The sequence below is a fragment of the Bacillus spongiae genome (assembly GCF_037120725.1).
Classification (GTDB): domain Bacteria; phylum Bacillota; class Bacilli; order Bacillales; family Bacillaceae_K; genus Bacillus_CI; species Bacillus_CI spongiae.
In genome coordinates, this window is sequence record NZ_JBBAXC010000003.1 from 213,085 (window position 1) to 231,180 (window position 18,096).

General features: G+C 35.8%; 17 protein-coding genes. 14 read left to right on the forward strand and 3 right to left on the reverse strand.

The window, feature by feature from the left end; all coding sequences use genetic code 11:
• Positions 1–11 precede the first annotated feature (11 nt).
• The 6 genes from hemY to WAK64_RS05300 all read left to right on the forward strand — a co-directional run bounded on the left by hemY (position 12) and on the right by WAK64_RS05300 (position 8,168).
• Entirely contained in the window at positions 12–1,415 is a 1,404-nt protein-coding gene (gene hemY / locus WAK64_RS05275) for a protoporphyrinogen oxidase (RefSeq protein ID WP_336585898.1), read from the forward strand.
• Positions 1,416–1,962: 547 nt separating this feature from the next.
• A complete protein-coding gene (locus tag WAK64_RS05280; protein ID WP_336585899.1) occupies positions 1,963–4,077 on the forward strand; it encodes a YhgE/Pip domain-containing protein in 2,115 nt (704 codons plus the stop codon).
• A 235-nt stretch (positions 4,078–4,312) separates the two neighbouring features.
• A complete protein-coding gene (locus WAK64_RS05285) occupies positions 4,313–5,266 on the forward strand; it encodes a YncE family protein (protein ID WP_336585900.1) in 954 nt (317 codons plus the stop codon).
• Positions 5,263–5,940, forward strand: a complete 678-nt coding sequence (locus WAK64_RS05290; RefSeq protein ID WP_336585901.1) for a response regulator transcription factor — start codon at positions 5,263–5,265, stop codon at positions 5,938–5,940. Before WAK64_RS05285 ends, WAK64_RS05290 begins: the two co-directional genes overlap by 4 nt.
• Positions 5,937–7,331 (forward strand): sensor histidine kinase, encoded by a 1,395-nt coding sequence (locus WAK64_RS05295; protein ID WP_336585902.1) that lies wholly within the window; start codon positions 5,937–5,939, stop codon positions 7,329–7,331. Before WAK64_RS05290 ends, WAK64_RS05295 begins: the two co-directional genes overlap by 4 nt.
• Positions 7,332–7,409: 78 nt before the next feature.
• Positions 7,410–8,168 carry a FixH family protein gene (locus WAK64_RS05300; RefSeq protein WP_336585903.1) on the forward strand — a complete coding sequence of 253 codons (759 nt, stop codon included), beginning with the start codon at positions 7,410–7,412 and terminating at the stop codon, positions 8,166–8,168.
• 119 nt (positions 8,169–8,287) lie between these two features.
• On the opposite strand, the gene yhfH is transcribed toward WAK64_RS05300, so the two are convergent.
• Entirely contained in the window at positions 8,288–8,422 is a 135-nt protein-coding gene (gene yhfH, locus WAK64_RS05305; RefSeq protein ID WP_336585904.1) for a protein YhfH, read from the reverse strand.
• 185 nt (positions 8,423–8,607) lie between these two features.
• Between yhfH and WAK64_RS05310 the strand changes: the two genes are divergently transcribed.
• From WAK64_RS05310 to WAK64_RS05330, 5 genes are all read left to right on the forward strand, one after another.
• Positions 8,608–9,342, forward strand: coding sequence for an MBL fold metallo-hydrolase (locus WAK64_RS05310; protein ID WP_336585905.1), 735 nt, complete (start codon positions 8,608–8,610; stop codon positions 9,340–9,342).
• 10 nt (positions 9,343–9,352) lie between these two features.
• Entirely contained in the window at positions 9,353–10,342 is a 990-nt protein-coding gene (locus WAK64_RS05315; RefSeq protein ID WP_336585906.1) for a lipoate--protein ligase, read from the forward strand.
• 599 nt (positions 10,343–10,941) lie between these two features.
• Positions 10,942–12,489: a fatty acid--CoA ligase family protein gene (locus WAK64_RS05320; protein ID WP_336585907.1), complete on the forward strand. Its 1,548-nt coding sequence runs from the start codon at positions 10,942–10,944 to the stop codon at positions 12,487–12,489.
• Positions 12,490–12,734: 245 nt separating this feature from the next.
• Complete coding sequence (locus tag WAK64_RS05325) at positions 12,735–13,514, forward strand: enoyl-CoA hydratase-related protein (RefSeq protein ID WP_336585908.1); 780 nt, start codon at positions 12,735–12,737, stop codon at positions 13,512–13,514.
• A 298-nt stretch (positions 13,515–13,812) separates the two neighbouring features.
• The gene (locus tag WAK64_RS05330; RefSeq protein WP_336585909.1) at positions 13,813–15,075 is read left to right on the forward strand and encodes a M48 family metallopeptidase; all 1,263 of its coding nucleotides are present in this window, start codon (positions 13,813–13,815) and stop codon (positions 15,073–15,075) included.
• 81 nt (positions 15,076–15,156) lie between these two features.
• On the opposite strand, the gene WAK64_RS05335 is transcribed toward WAK64_RS05330, so the two are convergent.
• On the reverse strand, positions 15,157–15,396 hold the full coding sequence (locus WAK64_RS05335; protein WP_336585910.1) for an IDEAL domain-containing protein: 240 nt from the start codon (positions 15,394–15,396) through the stop codon (positions 15,157–15,159).
• Between the two features lie 177 nt (positions 15,397–15,573).
• Between WAK64_RS05335 and WAK64_RS05340 the strand changes: the two genes are divergently transcribed.
• Complete coding sequence (locus tag WAK64_RS05340; RefSeq protein ID WP_336585911.1) at positions 15,574–16,152, forward strand: competence protein ComK; 579 nt, start codon at positions 15,574–15,576, stop codon at positions 16,150–16,152.
• 117 nt (positions 16,153–16,269) lie between these two features.
• Here the strand turns inward: WAK64_RS05340 and WAK64_RS05345 are convergent, their stop codons facing one another.
• Complete coding sequence (locus WAK64_RS05345) at positions 16,270–16,665, reverse strand: YhjD family protein (protein WP_336585912.1); 396 nt, start codon at positions 16,663–16,665, stop codon at positions 16,270–16,272.
• 241 nt (positions 16,666–16,906) lie between these two features.
• Between WAK64_RS05345 and WAK64_RS05350 the strand changes: the two genes are divergently transcribed.
• Both WAK64_RS05350 and lepB read left to right on the forward strand, forming a co-directional pair.
• The gene (locus tag WAK64_RS05350) at positions 16,907–17,521 is read left to right on the forward strand and encodes a TVP38/TMEM64 family protein (protein WP_336585913.1); all 615 of its coding nucleotides are present in this window, start codon (positions 16,907–16,909) and stop codon (positions 17,519–17,521) included.
• A 20-nt stretch (positions 17,522–17,541) separates the two neighbouring features.
• Positions 17,542–18,078, forward strand: coding sequence for a signal peptidase I (lepB, locus tag WAK64_RS05355; protein ID WP_336585914.1), 537 nt, complete (start codon positions 17,542–17,544; stop codon positions 18,076–18,078).
• Positions 18,079–18,096 lie beyond the last annotated feature (18 nt).

Sequence of the window (18,096 nt, forward strand, 5' to 3'; positions counted from 1 at the left end):
AGGCGATTACCGTGTTGGAAGAAAAACAGAAGGTTGTTATAATCGGAGGAGGAATTACCGGATTAACAGCAGCTTATTACTTGCAAAAGGAAGCAAGGGAAAAGCAAATTGCTATAGAAGTTGTACTTGTTGAAGCGAGTCATCGATTAGGTGGGAAAATTCAAACTGTCACTCAAGATGGATTTGTCATAGAACGTGGCCCAGATTCATTTCTAGAAAGAAAATCGAGTGCAGCAAAGTTAGCTACTGAGGTAGGAATGGAAAAGGAGCTTGTAAATAACTCAACAGGTCAGTCCTATGTCTTAGTCAATAATAAATTACATCCAATGCCTAGTGGGTCTGTGATGGGGATTCCAACCGAGATTGGTCCTTTTGTTACCACCGGTTTGTTTTCTCTAATGGGAAAAGCAAGAGCTGCAGGAGATTTTGTTCTTCCTCGCTCAAAAGTAGAGGGAGATCAATCTGTTGGAGAATTTTTCCGGCGTCGACTAGGTAATGAGGTGGTAGAGAACTTAATCGAGCCTCTTCTGTCAGGAATTTACGCTGGAGATATTGACCAACTAAGCTTAATGTCTACCTTTCCACAATTTATTCAAATGGAACAAAAGTACAGAAGTCTTGTTCTCGGTATGAAAAAAGGTATGCCTAAGAAGCCAAAAACTCCTAAAAAGGGAATGTTTCTCACCTTAAAGACTGGTTTACAGTCGTTTGTTGATGCAATTGAAGGTCATTTAGAAAACGAGACAGTTCTAAAAGGTGTCCGAGTTGAAAATATTCAATATCATCATAAAAAGTATGAATTGTATCTAAATAATGGGAATAAATTAGAGGCAAATAACATTATTGTGGCAACGCCACATCACGTTCTTCCGTCAATGTTTGCATCCTACCGTATGTTTGAACCGTTAAAAGATATGCCTTCTACTTCTGTTGCCACGGTAGCAATGGCTTTCCCTAAAGCAGCGCTTGAAAAAAATATCGATGGAACAGGATTCGTCGTATCAAGAAATAGCGATTATTCCATCACTGCCTGTACATGGACGCATAAAAAATGGCCGCATTCAACTCCAGAAGGTCAAGTTCTACTTCGTTGTTATGTAGGAAGAGCAGGAGATGAAGCGGTGGTAGATTTATCAGATGCTGAAATAGAGCAAATTGTGTTAGATGACTTACAGAAAACGATGAATATTTCAATGAAGCCTGATTTCACCATCGTATCTCGATGGAAAGATTCAATGCCTCAATATACTGTAGGACATAAAGAGCGAATGGATAAATTGAAAGCAGAAGTGTCAGAGAAACTACCTGGTGTATTTCTTGCTGGAAGCTCGTTTAATGGTCTAGGTATACCTGATTGTATTGATCAAGGAATAGACGTAGTAGAACAGGTTCTGCAAAGAATCCAATCATCATAATAAAAAGCGAGAACATCATTGTTCTCGCTTTTTATTATGAAGAGAAATGACCTTCAATCTTCCCTAATAAAGTGGTTTTAGTATAGTGAAATACATGAGGTGGTATTAAGTATAAATGAATAGATTTACAACATAAATAACTATTGAATAGTGAAAAACAATTTGTTATAGTAATCAATATACTAATTGACCAATTATCTCAAATGGTCATTTTTTGATTAACTTACGTCAATAATTAGTTAAGGAAGAGGATGAAAAATTAGGGATGAATCAATAATCCCTAACGTTTAAACATCTACACTAAATGTAAGAGATTGATAAATCGTTAAGACTGACATCGAACAGAAAGAAGGGTAGTCATAAAATTTCAGAAAACTCTCGTTGCACAAACTCTTCCCTTCCGTTTGTTCTTTACAATAGAGTGTGGGAATAACTTAGTTAATGGTTACAGTAATGCTTATGAGTTATCAGTTGGATAACTCAATTATTTTATTACGAATTGACCAAATGAACAATATGGTCAATTGATATTCAGGGGGAAACTTATATGAAAAAATCACTGCTTTACGCAGAATTACGAGATATTATTTTAAATCGAAAGGTATTCATCCCAATCATTGCGGTTCTTTTTATCCCTATTTTATATAGTGGAATGTTTTTATGGGCATTTTGGGATCCTTATACGGGATTAGACGATTTACCTGTAGCCGTTGTAAATAATGATGAGGGAGCTGATTTTGAGGGAGAAACACTTTATTTAGGTGAAGAGCTCGTTAAAGAATTACGAAATAGCCGTGACTTTGCTTATGAATTTGTAGAAGCAGGTAAAGGGTATGAAGGGCTGTCAAAACAAGATTACTACTTACTAGTCGAGATTCCAGAAGATTTCTCACAAAATGCCACTTCGTTATTAGAGAAAAAGCCGGAGAAGCTATCGCTGAATTATGTTCCAAATGAAGGCTATAATTTTTTATCGGCACAAATTGGAGAGTCAGCCATTAATGAAATTAAAGCCAGTCTTTCAACTTCTGTTTCGGAAATTTATGCGGAAACGATGTTTGATAAAATTAGTGAAATGGGAAGCGGCATTACAAAAGCGCATGAAGGGGCAGGAGAATTATTTGATGGTGCTAGTAAACTATCTGATGGAACGGAGGAATTAAAAAATCATCTTACATTAGTTGCAAGCAAGTCATTTGAATTAGATAGTGGAGTGAGTCAACTCCAAGTAGGTGCACAAGGCTTACAAAAAGGTGCCCTAGATTTATCAGTGGGGATTTCAGAATTAAACGAACAATTTGACCAAATAAGTGCGGGTGTTACGAGGTTAAAGGCTGGTACGGAGGAATTGCATGAAGGAGTCCTTCAATCCCAGTCAGGACTCTCAGAAGTTAAAAATGGGATGGGTGAAATTATCTCAAACACTTCTTTGTTAGAAGAAGGTACGACAAAATTAAGTTCGGGTGTTAATGAACTTAGTGTAGGCGTCGGTATGTTGGAAGCTCAATTAACACCACTATTAGAAAGTTTGCCGGAAGAACAGAAAGCTCAACTTCAAAGCGCGCTTCTTTCAATCAAAACTGGTAGTGCACAGCTTCAAGAAAATACTGAAAGTATATCAAGTAAGCTCGGATTGTTGAATGATGCTCAAAGAGCAGCTTTAGGGGGAGTGAATCAGTTAATAGAAGGATCACAAAAGCTATCAAGTGGTTCAAGTTTGCTGATAGATGGTCAAAATGAACTACTAAGTGGTTTACCAATATATAAAGAAGGCTTAATTGCTGCTGATGAAGGTGGGGAAAAGCTTGCTAACAGTTCCAAAATATTAACAAATGGAATCAATACACTATACTCAGGAAGTCAACAGTTATCAGATGCAACGGAAGAAATCGCTAAAGGTTCAGGAGATTTAGTTGACGGAAGTGTAAAGCTTTATGAAGGGAGCGAAGAGTTAACGTCTAAATTAGGTGAAGCAGCCGAAGAGGTGAATGCTGTAAACGCGGATGAAGAGACGTATAATCAAATTGGCGAACCAGTAAAAGTGGATAAAAATGTAGTGAATCATGTCCCTAACTACGGTACTGGATTTGCGCCATATTTTTTATCATTAGGGTTGTTCGTTGGAGCTTTATTGATTTCTATTGTCTATCCTTTGCGTGAACCTGCCTTGCGTCCTATCCATGCAACGTCTTGGTTCTTAAGTAAATTTACCGTGCTAATGGGAGTAGGAATTTTACAATCCTTAATCGCTGATGCCATTTTATTAATCGGATTGGATATTCAGGTTGAAAATGTCGGCTTGTTTATTATCACAACGATTGCGACGAGTTTAACCTATATAGCCCTGATTCAAGTCCTCGTTACTGTTTTGGGTGACCCTGGTCGATTTATTGCCATTGTGATTTTAATTTTGCAATTAACAACGAGTGCTGGGACATTTCCTATAGAGTTAATTCCATCGGTACTTCAGCCGATAGGCTCATATTTGCCAATGACCTATTCTGTCTCTGCATTTAAAGCTGTTATTTCAAGTGGTGATTTTGATTTTATGTGGTGGAATATTGGGATAATGTTAATATTTATGTTAGGCTCAATGCTTTTAACAGCTGGTTTCTTTAAAAAGCTTCATAAAAAGCAGTACTTTAAACAGGTTGCAGAATAGGTAGTTAGAAAGGGGTGACACTGAATAGTGTCGTCCTTTTTAATTTTTTCAAACATTAAAAAATAGGGAAAGGTAAGCCTAAGCTGATGGAACAATTGGTTCAATGCTTTGGAAATTGAAGTACTCACTATTCCAATTTATAAAATAATCAAGTGAAATTTCAACAAAACTTCACAGTTTTTCGCTAACATGGTACATAGAGAATTTGATGAGTACTGGTTGATAGGAGAACGGAATGAAAAAAATAGTATTAATGTTATTAATTTATATAATGATAACGGGATGTCAGGAGCAAAGCTACCCTACCATTAAGAATGATGAAAGTTTTGTAGCTTCCTTAAATGTTCGAGACTCCTCACTGTCTTTTATTAGTGATGGAGCACAAAGTATGGCCACTTGGAATTTAAACGAGCTATACACAGGTGGAATTCTACTTAATAATAATCAAGATTTACTCTTATTCGGCTACCAATTAAATCATGTTTCTCTTTTTTCACTACAAAGAGGGGAGTTACTAGAGAAGTGGACTATCGGAGAAGGAATAACTGGAGCCATTGAAATTGGTGATGAAATTGCCCTTGCCAGCAGTAAAACAAATGAAGTGATTATTGTCAGCAAGCGTGGAGAGATTACAAAACGAATTAATGTGGGCTTATATCCAATGGATATGAAGATTTATAATGGAGATCTCTATGTTATTAATTATAAAGATACTTCTTTGTCTGTGATTGAGTTAACGTCAAAAACAGTGGTAAGAGAGTTCGAGGTCCCATCTTCATCGACAGGGTTATTTATTGATGAAAACGTTATTTGGGTGGGGGGACATGGGCAGGGCAGTAAACCAAGGACAGACTTGCGCTTTTATTCCTCGCAAAATGGAGCTGAACTTGGGTCTGTTGAAGTTGGAACAATGCCTGTTAATGTTGTTAAAGATAAAGAGGGTTATTTTGTTGCAAGTCATGGTAGCAATGAAATATATCAATTAGACCGGAATAAAAAAGTAGTAAATTCCAGAATCATTGGAGCGAATCCATTTACGCTAGTAACATTTTCTGAATGGGTTGTTGTGGCAGGGTATGATAGTAATGAATTATATTTTTTAAACAAAGATACACTGGAGCCTGAAAGGACTGTTGGAGTCGAAAAGGGCCCGTTTGTATTGCTGTCAAGAGAGAAGGTGATGGAATGAACTCAATTTTAATCGTGGATGATGAAGAAGATATGAGACACTTAATTGATTTGTATGTTTCCAATGCAGGGTACAGCACATTACAAGCAGAGAATGGCAAGGAAGCTCTTCAATTAATAGAACAATTTTCGATAAAGCTAGTTTTACTGGATATTATGATGCCAGTTATGGACGGGTTTCAAACATGTGAAAAGCTCAGGGAAAAAAGTGACATCCCAGTAATATTTCTCTCTGCAAAAGGGGAAGAATGGGATAAGGTAAAAGGTTTAAAAATTGGTGGAGACGATTACTTGCTAAAGCCTTTTTCTCCCGGAGAATTAATCGCAAGAATAGAAGCTGTTTTGCGAAGAGTATCAAAAGATAATCATATATCTGAATCGTATACGAAAGGCAAAATCAAGATCGAGCCTGCATCTAGGAAGGTTTTGGTGAATAATCAGACGGTATCATTAACATTTAAGGAATTTGAACTGCTATGGTTATTGTTCAATAATGAGGAACGTGGGTTTACAAGAGACCAGTTGTTAGAACACGTTTGGGGGTATGACTATAAAGGGAGCACGAGGACAGTCGATACACATATTAAAACGCTTCGAATGAAGCTAGGTACAAGTGCTGGTGAATATGTTCAAACCATTTGGGGGTTGGGATATAAATTTGGGGTTAAGGTATGAAGTCATTAGCGCAAAAGCTGTGGGTTTCCCTTTGTTTATTCCTACTTGTTACGATTATCTTTGCCTATTTTTTATCAGATTATTTATATGAACGTTTGTATGTAAATAATGTGGAAGCAGAACTGATTACTTTAGGAGAACAGATTCGAAAGGATTATGAAGGAGGAGTGGTGCCGGATTCATTTATTAAAAATGTTGAGTGGCTGAATAGTAAAACACCTTACGAAGTATTTGCAGTTAGAAATCCTCGAGAGTTGAGTGCTTGTGTACCCTTTGATATTGATTATGAAGCGTTAATTGGTCCGAATGAACGGACGGAGCTGCTCGCTAATGTAACGGTTACAAAAGTTGGATTTGAAGAGCGATTTGGAAGAACGTTAGTATCCGTAGTAGTTCCCTTGTTAGATGGTGATCGCTTACAGGGAATTATTTATCTGTATTTCCCGTTAGTAAATATAACAGAATTAACATCCAATATTACTTGGTATTGGCTGTTTGGATCATTTATTTTTATATTTTTCGTTTTATTTATAGGAATGAAGGCGGTTCAAGTTATTTCAAGGCCCATTGAGGAAATGAAGAAGGCGGCTGAAAAAGTTTCCGAAGGGAACCTTTCTGCACGTGTAACAGTATCTTCAAATGATGAAATTGGTCAGCTAGCCCAAAGTTTTAATGAAATGGCTGAAGCACTTCAGAAGGAAGATCAACGAAATAAGAATTTTTTAGCTACTGTGTCCCATGAGCTTCGTACTCCAATTAGCTACATAAAAGGGTATATTGAGGCACTTCAATTAAATATCATCTCGGAAGAAAAAAGAGATGATTACATGATGATAGTACAGAGAGAATCACAACGAATGGAAAAGATTGTAGGTGATTTACTGGAGCTAATGAAAATGGAAACCGCACAATTTTCTATAGAAAAATTACCATTAGTATTAGCAGAAATCATAAGGCAGAGTCTTGATAATGTAAAGCCGGCTGCGGAAGAGAAAGGGTTGTTTGTATCAGTATCTTTAGATGAAGAGCTGATTATTTTTGGGGATGAAGGGCGAATTGAACAGATCTTTTATAATGTGTTTTCTAATAGTCTTCGTCATACAGTGAATGGTGGAATATCGATTTCCTTGTTTGCAGAGGGAGAGTTTGCCTATTTAGTGATAGAAGACACTGGGAGTGGAATTCCCGAGCAAGACCTTCCTAAAGTGACAGAGCGCTTCTTCCGAGTCAATAAGGCTAGATCTCGTAAAGATGGTGGGTCTGGGTTAGGCCTTTCAATTGTTAAAAATCTTGTCATGCTTCATGAAGGTGAATTAAAGATACAAAGCCGAGTTGGGGAAGGAACGAAAGTAACGATAATATTTCCTTTATTTGTGGACAAATCGTCATAATATGGCTATAAAAGTTCACTTTGATTTCACAATTCTATTATAAGATTACAATGAATGAACAGTTCAGGAGGAAGATATATGAAAAGATTAAAAGGGTTTTGGATGCTCGTCTCATCCATCATCTTGATTTTAGCAGCGTGTGGAAATAATGATGAAAAAGATCAGAAAGATCAGAATGAAGAGACAGTTGGTCCTATTCAAGCTGAACTATCAGTTCCAAAAACGGCTGATTTAGGAGAAGCAGTGCTCATTGAAACAAAAGTTACGCAAGCTGAAGAGCTTGTCGACGATGCAGATGAAGTAAAATACGAAATTTGGATGGATGGACAAAAATCTGAGAGTGAAATGCTTGAAGCAACAAAGTTGGAAAATGGCCATTATACATTAGAAAAAGCGTTTGAAAAGGACGGAAAGTATATTATTCAAGTTCATGTAACTGCTCGTGGACTTCATACAATGCCTAAAAAAGAGATTGTTATTGGTGATGATGAAATGGCCATGGCAGATTACGACGATCATGCGAACCACGATGAAGAACATAGTGAACTATCGATTAATTTTATGAAGCCTGATAATACGAAAGCAGGCTCAGAAGTGATGCTTATGTCTCATGTGGAGTTAAATTCACAGGCATTAGAGAATGCAAGGGTAAAATTTGAAATTACACAAGATGGTGAATCTGAGCCGACTTGGGTCGAAACAGAAAGTGAAACTGCTGGTGAGTATAAAGCAATGTATATATTTGACCAAGCTGGCCATTACATGATTAATGTGCACGTTGAAAAAGGCCAAGAGATTCATGATCATATTGAAGAGATGTTAATGGTTACAGAATAATGGTAGAAAGGCCCAGTTGTATTGGGTCTTTTTTTAGAAGATGGAATAATGAGTAATTTATTCTCTTTAAAAAATGGTCTTAACAGTTTACGAGTTTCTAACTGTTAAGACCTTCATTTTTACCCTTTGTACGTATTTAAACAATTTTCACAATGATTACCGTAGCATTCATGCTGTTCTTCTATCTTTTCTCCACATTTGGAACATTTCTTTGCAGGCAGGTTTTTAAAAAAATCGACTACATTTGTTAACAAGTTAATCGCCCTCCCTTATATTAGTTCTCTTGTTATATAACTATCTTATATATTAAATATTGTATTATAACAGATGTGAAAACGTCAATAATTTTTTACGAGTTCAATAAGAATGAAAAAAAGATGAATGTAGAGTATAGTAATAATTATATTGAAAATCATTTTCAATTAAGGAGTGATAAAAAGTGAAGTTAACCATAATAGGGCATTGGGGCGGATATCCAGCGAAGAATGAGGCTAGTTCGGGTTATTTAATACAGAATAAGGGCTTCAATTTATTGATAGACTGTGGAAGCGGTGTATTATCTGCATTACAAAATATTTTGTTACCCGAAGAGTTGGATGCTGTCGTTATTTCTCATTATCATCCTGATCATGTTGCCGACATTGGTGTACTACAACACGCATTGTTAATTGGAAAGCACTCCGGTAAACATAATAAAACATTACCAATTTATGGACATATGGAATCAGCAAATGGGTTTCGTTCATTATCGTATAAAGATATTACCAAGGGGCATGCATACTTTGAGCAGCAACCCTTTAACATTGGTCCTTTTACAATAAATACCTTAAGGACAAATCACCCCGTTCCATGTTTTGCTATGAGAATTCAAACAGGACAGCAGAGTCTTGTATTTACAGCAGATTCTGCCTTTCAGGATTCTTTTGTTTCATTTAGTGAGAGTACAGATCTTTTACTATGTGAAGCTAACTTTTTTAAGGGAATGAATGGAAAGGCTGCTGGCCACATGACCAGTGAAGAGGCAGGAGTATTAGCCCAAAAAGCAAATGTAAAGAAGCTTGTATTAACACATCTACCTCATTTTGGTAATATTAGTCAATTACAATTAGAAGCAGAACAATACTTTAGCGGTCCTGTTGTATTGGCCCGTCAAAACCTTACATTAACTATATAGGAGAGATAGTATGATATTTATTAATAATGAAGGGATAACGGATCCACATATTAATTTAGCAATTGAAGAATTTGCATTAAAGAATCTAGATGTTAATGAAACATATTTATTATTTTACATAAATGAGCCATCCATTATTATCGGAAAAAATCAAAATACGATGGAAGAAATTAATACTAATTATGTCGAGGATAAAAAGATCCATGTTGTTCGTCGCCTATCAGGGGGTGGAGCGGTCTATCATGATTTAGGAAATTTGAATTTTAGTTTTATCACGAAGGATGATGGGAAAAGCTTTCATAACTTTAAAAAATTCACTACACCTGTTATTGAAGCTTTGAACAAGTTAGGAGTAAACGCAGAGTTAAGTGGAAGAAATGATCTATTGGCAAATGGACGGAAAATCTCTGGAAATGCACAGTTTTCAACGAAAGGTCGTATGTTTAGCCATGGAACTTTATTATTTGATTCTGAAATCGAAAATGTCGTATCTGCTTTAAAGGTGAGGAAAGATAAAATAGAATCAAAAGGAATTAAATCAATTCGTTCGAGGGTAGCCAACATATCTGAGTTCCTTGAAGCAAAGCTAACGATTGAAGAATTTCGTAGTTTATTACTTAAATATATATTCGGTGGAGAAAAAGACATTCAGGAATACAAAATAACAAGCGAAGATTGGGAAAAAATTCACCAAATATCAAGAGAACGATATCAAAACTGGGATTGGAACTACGGAAAATCTCCTAAGTTTAACATTCAGCACTCACACCGTTTTCCTGTAGGCCAAATCGACATCCGATTAGACGTGAAGAATGGAAGGATTGTTCAGTGTAAAATATATGGAGATTTCTTTGGTGTTGGAGAAGTGGAAGAAATTGAAGCATGCTTAAACGATATTCGATATGAAAGAGCTGAAATTGAAAAAGCCCTTAGCGATATAAATATTCAACATTATTTTGGCAATGTAACAAAAGCTGAAATTATTGATTTGATTTATTAAGAAGTAGTGAAACAACAATGATCGGTGGTTTGGCAGCGGAAATTATAGAAGATGAACTAGAATAGAGATAAATTAGTGCAATAATCATTGGGGGTTGTCCAATCAGTCGATTTTTCGACGACAGGACGCCCCTTTGTATGTTCAAAGTATTTAATATACAACAGTTGTTATAGAGACAACAAATGGTTATTTGGACAGGTTAGTAGAGAAAAAAATTAAAGCACGAAAGTATTAGATATCTTTTTCTCTATGTAATGCTTGCTCGTTTGTGTGTAGGAAAGGGAATAGGGATAAGATTTGAACTCCGTTAAAAATAAAGCATTGAAATAGGATGAAGGAAGTTTCATGTCTTTTTAGTAGAGCTGAAGATGCTATATATTTTTTGCTAATCTTGAGTGCTGTATTCTCATTTCTTCCATGACTTTTGTGAGGAAATATAAGACATTATACTTTATTAGTAAAATAAAGTCATATCTTTTTCCAAATATAAGTTAGAATGTGTATTGAATTAATACTTTTCTTTATATAAAATATATTTAGAAAACTTTTATTGTTATAATAAAAGTGAATGATGATTCATTCAGAAAGGGGAGGGGTATATGAATTTATCTTCACGTTTAGAACAAACATCACAGGATCACTTTACTAAGCCGGCATATTATTTTCTAGATCAAGCGACAACATATGGAGAATTAAATGCATCTGTGAACAAATTTGCAAATGGATTAGAACAGCTTGGGGTACAAAAAGGGGACCATATTGCACTTGTACTAGGAAATTCACCACATTTTATTATTAGTATGTATGCTGCAATGCGAATTGGAGCAACAGTCATTCCAGTTAATCCGATATACACACCAGATGAGATTGGATATATTTTAAACAATGGTGATGTTAAAGTGGTCATTATGTTAGATTTATTATTACCACTTGCAGAGAAAATGCACCACTTATTACCGAAGGTTGAGCATTTCGTTGTGTGCTCAAGTGGGCAAAAGGAAGACGAAGATTTATCTAAACTTTCTGTATCAGGAAAATTGAAAGCGTTTACTAACTTAATTCAGACTGGTCATCCTGCTTATGAAGGCCCGGATTTAAGGGAAGAGGATGTCGCTGTTATTTTGTATACATCAGGAACAACAGGAAAGCCAAAAGGTGCTATGCTTACGCATAAAAACCTTTATACGAATGCAAGGGATGTCGGAGAGTACTTGAAAATGACTCAGGAGGATCGAGTGGTCACTACGCTTCCTATGTTTCATGTTTTTTGTTTAACAGTTGTATTAAATGCTCCACTCACAAGGGGTGCAACCTTACTGATTGTTCCAAAATTTAGTCCAGCAGAAGTGTTCCGTATGGCGAAGAAATATGATGCAACGGTGTTTGCTGGTGTACCGACAATGTATAATTTCTTATTCCAATATGAAGATGGGAACCCGGATGATTTATCATCATTACGCCTTTGTATTTCTGGTGGCTCATCGATGCCAGTCGCACTCTTAAAGAATTTTGAGAAAAAGTTTAACGTAGCAGTTTCTGAAGGGTATGGATTATCCGAAGCCTCTCCAGTAACATGTTTTAATCCATTAGATCGTCCGCGAAAACCAGGGTCAATTGGTACAAACGTTCTAAATATTGAAAATAAAATAGTCAATGAACTAGGGGAAGAATTACCGGTGGGAGAAGTCGGTGAGCTTATCTGTAGGGGACCTAATATTATGAAAGGCTATTATAAAATGCCTGAGGAGACAGCTGCTACGATTAAGGATGGTTGGCTCTACACTGGGGATATAGCGACGATGGATGATGAAGGGTATTTTTATATTGTTGATCGTAAAAAAGACATGATCATTGTAGGTGGATATAATGTGTATCCCCGTGAAATCGAAGAAATTTTGTATGCACATGAAGGCATTATAGAAGCGGCTGTTTTTGGCGTACCGGATCCAGACTTTGGTGAAGCGATTCGTTGTTTTGTTGTTAAAAAGAATCATGATTTGACGGAAGCTGATGTTATGAATTATTGTAAGGAACATTTGGCTAAGTACAAGCTGCCGAGCTCCATTGACTTCATTGATGAACTGCCAAAAAACACGACGGGAAAAATTTTACGACGTGCTTTAAAGCAGCAAGTACTACAGGCATAAATTATAGATGCATTTATAAGGTATTGGCTAGATTGAGTGGGTAAGAAAAGTTATTTTATGGCATTATGTGAAAGGCTTGAGTTGGATATTATTGCGAACTCAAGCCTTTTATGTTTGTCTTTATGTTTTCCCCATTTTAGGGAATGGAAATTTATGTTAAGGATAGGAAGAAGGTCGGCTAGAGAAAAAGGAATTTAATTTTTTATGTAGAAAAGGTACAAAGGAATAAAGGGGGAGGAAGAAAGATGGAAAGGAACATTCAAATAGAGCAAAAAGGGAATCTGGCTGTTGTGACCCTAAATCGAATAGAGGCGATGAATGCGTTTAATTATGAAACGTTACGTGAATTAGGAGAGGTTGTTGAAAGTTTAAGAATTAATCCTGATATTAGAGTCGTTGTTTTTCGAGGGGCAGGGGAAAAAGCGTTTAGTGTTGGCGCTGATTTAAAAGAACGTAAAACATTAACGGAGCTACAAGTGAAGCGGAATGTTAATAAAATTGGTGAAGTTTTCTCTGCTGTTGAAGGGTTACCACAGCCAACGATCGCTGCGATAAATGGCTATGCGTTTGGTGGTGGAATGGAGCTAGCTCTTTCCTGTGATTTTCGCATTGCTGTAGAGGATACAAAAATGGGTTTAACTGAAACGAGTTTGGCCATTATTCCAGGAGCAGGAGGTACACAAAGGTTACCTCGCTTAATTGGTGAATCAAAGGCAATGGAATTGATTTTGACGGCAAAGCGTCTTTCATCAGAAGAAGCGTATGAATACGGACTATTAACTAAAATTGTTAGCCGTTCAAATTTTCAATCGGAAGTAGAGGAATTTGCTAAACAATTAATGAAAAATGGGCCGATAGCGGTAAGGCAAGCAAAATTCGCGATCAAAAATGGTATGAATGTAGATCTACATACAGGTTTACAAATTGAGCGTAAAGCTTATGAATTAACGATACCTACAGAGGATCGTTTGGAAGCATTGCTTGCTTTTAGTGAAAAAAGAAAACCAGAATTTAAAGGGAAATAATATTTAAGAAGACAGTGTAAAAAAGCATATAAAAAATTTAAAAAATTTTCAAATAAACACATGAAATAAGGGGAGAGAGTTATAACTACAGTAATAGCTCTCTCCTTTATTAAACTTTAGTGAATACATAATATGTTATTTATTCTACAACTTTTAATTTCAGAGCCTTAGAGCCGTAAACATCTTCTTCTATTATCTTTATCGCAATAATCTCGTAATTTCCCTCTTTTTTTCAGTGTTCTAAATGATAGGGGCTGGAACTACATATAGTAATGGGGACGAGAAGGGGGTATGTTTAGTGTTAAGAAAATGGTCCTTTCGTGCATTAATGTTATATTTTGTTTTCGGTTTGTTAATGTATATTTATTTATTCTTTTTAGGAGACAGTACGATACCTGAAGAAATGATGGGAACAAGTGCGGACCCTGCAACGTTTATGAATAGTCGTGAACTTATGCTGAGTGAAGAGTATAGTAAAATACGAAATCTACTCTTTTTTATGTCCACACCGTATGAATGGTTGCTTTATTTTCTAATTCTTATTTTCGGCGTTTCGAGAGCATTTGCCAATTGGGCAGAAAAAACAACAAAGTTTGCTTTTTTACAAAAGGCTGTATACCTTTTTTGGTTAAATATTCTAGCCTTTGTCATTGTCTATCCTTTTCAATATTTATCTTTTTATTTTTCTACAACGTATAATATTTCAACGCAAAATTTCTCTCAGTGGATGGGGGACGAATTGCTTGATTTTTGGATCAACTATATTTTGATGCTCGTTATTGTCATTGTACTATATGCATTAATGAAGAAGTTTAAGAAGAGGTGGTGGCTGGCGGCTTGGGCATTATCTGTTCCTTTTACGTTATTTATCATGTTTGTCCAACCTGTCATGATTGATCCGCTTTATAATGATTTTTACCCTTTACAAAATAAAGAGTTGGAAGCTGAAATTCTTACCTTAGCTAATGAAGCAAATATTCCAGCAGAGCACGTATTTGAAGTAAACAAGTCAGAAGAAACGAATGCTCTCAATGCATATGTTATAGGAATCGGATCAAATTCTCGTATTGTCCTTTGGGATACCACATTAGAAAAACTATCAAAAGATGAAATCCTTTTTGTGATGGCCCATGAAATGGCGCATTATGTGGAAAAACATATTTACTTTGGAATAGGAGGATATTTAATCCTTTCTCTATTCGGCCTATGGATTATAGCAAAGTGGATGGAATACCTTATACAAAAGCATGGGAATGATCTTAAAATAAAAGAAGTTTCTCATATAAGTTCTTTTCCACTATTTTTATTGTTGTCCTCGTTTTTATTATTTATGGCTAGCCCACTCACGAATTTATCATCACGATATACGGAGACTCGTGCGGATCGATATGCTATTGAACTAACTGAGGATAAAGAAGCGGCTATTTCTTCTTTTCAAGAGCTTTCTCGAGTAGGGTTAAGTCAAGTAAATCCTCCTTATTTAGTAAAGTTATTTAGGTATAGCCATCCTACGATGATGGAACGATTATCAAGATTAGAACAGTTTAAAGAAGAAGAGTGAATAATCTAATCTGAAAAAGGAGATAGGTTTATCTCCTTTTTTTGTCTAAAAAAATTCCCCCTTGAATTTAGGGGGAATTCGTTACATATCGTTTTGCAGCTTCAATTCGTTTAAAAGGGTAGAATAATGAATGAAATTTCCGTGATTCCTTTGATCAAGTGCTAAATCAACTTTTCTTTGTAATATTTCCCTCTTGTGATGAAATAAAACTTCTTGTAGCACCATGTCAATATAAATTTGAGTCATCGTTAATTCAGGGGACTGTTTACGGGTCATTGCACAAGCCTTCATTAACTCAGCATAGGATTTTTTGTTTTCCATTTACAATCACCTCTGAAGTCTTTTTCTTATTATATGGAACGATTACAGAATTATCAACTAGTTTTTTAAATTTTTAGAAAATAAAGAAAATAAAAATAGGTATATTTCGTCAGAATAAAATGTAATATTGGAAAAATATGTTATACTTAAACGAGTAAATAAAAAGGTGGCGAATAAATGATTGAAAATGTTGAAATGATCGAGGAATATGAAATGAATCCACAAACAATGATTTTACTTCCTTTTCAATGTGGGACAAAACTATATACCCGTATTATCGAGTTTTATGATGAATATGTATCTCCTCATCCTCCAATAGACATTGTGCGGAAAAGTTGTGAATATTTCGGTTCTTCCTATGAAGGAAGAAGAGAAGGTACGAAACGCTTAACTGGAATTGTCTATAAAGCACCTATTATCATCGATAGTCATACATCCATTTTTTCTTTCCCTACAACGTCACCTTCTCATTCTAATTGCATTTGGGTTTGTGAAAAATACGTTCATCTCCATGAGCGAGTGAATGCAAAAATGACGAATGTTATTTTTAAGAATGGACAATCCTTCCACATTCCGATTTCTGCTAGCTCATTTGGGACACAACGTGCAAGAACTCTCACCTTAACAGGCCGCTTCATGTATGCAATTGACGAAATGAAAAAGAAAGAAAAACACCTTTTAGAACGTCAAACAAACGAGCTTGAAAAGAAAACTAATTATTGGGTAGATGGACGGAAAAGAAAGAATCGAGTGTGACGCAGGCAGAATTAGTAGCTTGTGAAGGACTAATGTAGAAGCTAAAGAAGCTGACAGCCATCATAAGGTGAGCCGTTAGCTCATCCTTTTCTGACAAACAGCTTCATTCCCCAATTGTCATCTTGTTTCCTTTTTTGTATTGAAAGGGTTGCTGAGACTGAAACGTTTGTATAAATAATGGTGCATTAAGCTCTCAACACCGTTTCGAAGCCGGGGATTAAAATAATTGTGGTGTTCTTCATATCCCTTATATAAAAATAAGTACATCGTAAATGTATCATCTGACTCCAAACGTTTTACCTTCATGCCTTGTTTTTTCATCGCTTTTTTGACTGCACTTAAATCCTTTTGGATTACTTTCATTGTCTCTTCAATCCATTCTGTATAAGGTCCTTTTAATTTAAAGGGGCTTTTTTGTATAAGGCTTAAATCTTGGTTCAATACTGTTAATACCATTGGTAAATAAATCGCTTGTTCTAAAAGGTTACGGTCACCTTCAGGAATTCTAGTCATAAGAGAAAACTCCTTTTCACATTAAAGAACGTATGTTCTTATCTATATTGTACTTAGTTCATTATTATTATTCAATAGGTAAGTGGAAAAGAATTTTATAAGGAATAAAAAATGTTTTAACGGTTCCAACATTTAAAAGTTAAAAGGTTTTAATAGGGAAATAGAACAGGCTATGATATACTTCGAATTAAGCAGATTAAAGAATCGTTGATGTTGACTTTCATTAAGGGGAAAAATTTTTATGGACATGCAACTAGTAAAAGAGTGGCTGACATTAGACAATATTATGCAATTAATACAGCACTATCGATCGTTTGGACCAATTGCGGGTATCTTACTTCCAATGATTGAGGCGTTCTTTCCATTTTTACCATTATTTCTCTTTGTTCTAGCAAATGCAAATGCATTCGGCTTATGGTGGGGCTTTTTATTTTCATGGATAGGTGCAAGTTTAGGTGCGTTTATTGTGTTTTTAATTGTGAGAAAATACGGGCAAAAAAAAATACTCCGTTTTTTGCAACGTCATCAAAAAGTACAGCGATTGATGAATTGGATTGAAGATCACGGATTTGGGCCACTCTTTTTGCTACTCTGTTTTCCGTTTACACCATCAGCCGTTGTGAATATTGTAGCAGGATTGTCACGAATGAATATTTATCAATACATGCTAGCTGTATTAACAGGGAAGATGGTTATGATCTTTATAATTAGTTATATTGGTTATGATTTAAGAGCATTGATTACTCAGCCAACTAAGACAGGCCTTGCGCTAGGTATTATTTTTATTCTCTGGTTAGTTGGAAAGCGACTTGAAGTGCGATTAAATCAAAAAATAAAAGAGCACCAAAGAAGGTAGACTTGCTGGAGGGACTGTAATTGAAGGATACCATAAAGAGAGAAGTTAAAGAGTGGATTAAAGCACTAGGGATAGGGTTCATTCTTTTTATCCTCATCCGCTTATTTTTATTCGATAATTATTCTGTGATTGGTCAATCAATGGTACCTACCATTCGTGATGGGAATAAGCTGATCGTGAATAAAATTGGCTATTTTATTGGAGATATTGACCGGTTTGATATTGTTGTATTTCATGCAAATGGAGAAGAGGATTATGTTAAAAGAGTCATCGGAGTTCCAGGCGATACAATCCAGTACCAAAATGATGTATTATACGTGAACGGTGAACCGCAAGATGAGCCTTATTTAGACCAGTCTAAAAAGCAATTATTGTTCGATAGACTAACCGGGGATTTAACAGTTGAAGTTCCTGAAGGGAAGCTTTTTGTTCTTGGAGATAATAGAAGGGGCAGTACAGATAGTCGCCATTTTGGGTTTGTAGATATTGACGATGTGGTAGGGGAAGTAGGTTTACGGTATTGGCCAATTGACGATTGGGAATTTAGTATAAAGTAGGAGGACTCGAGATTTGAG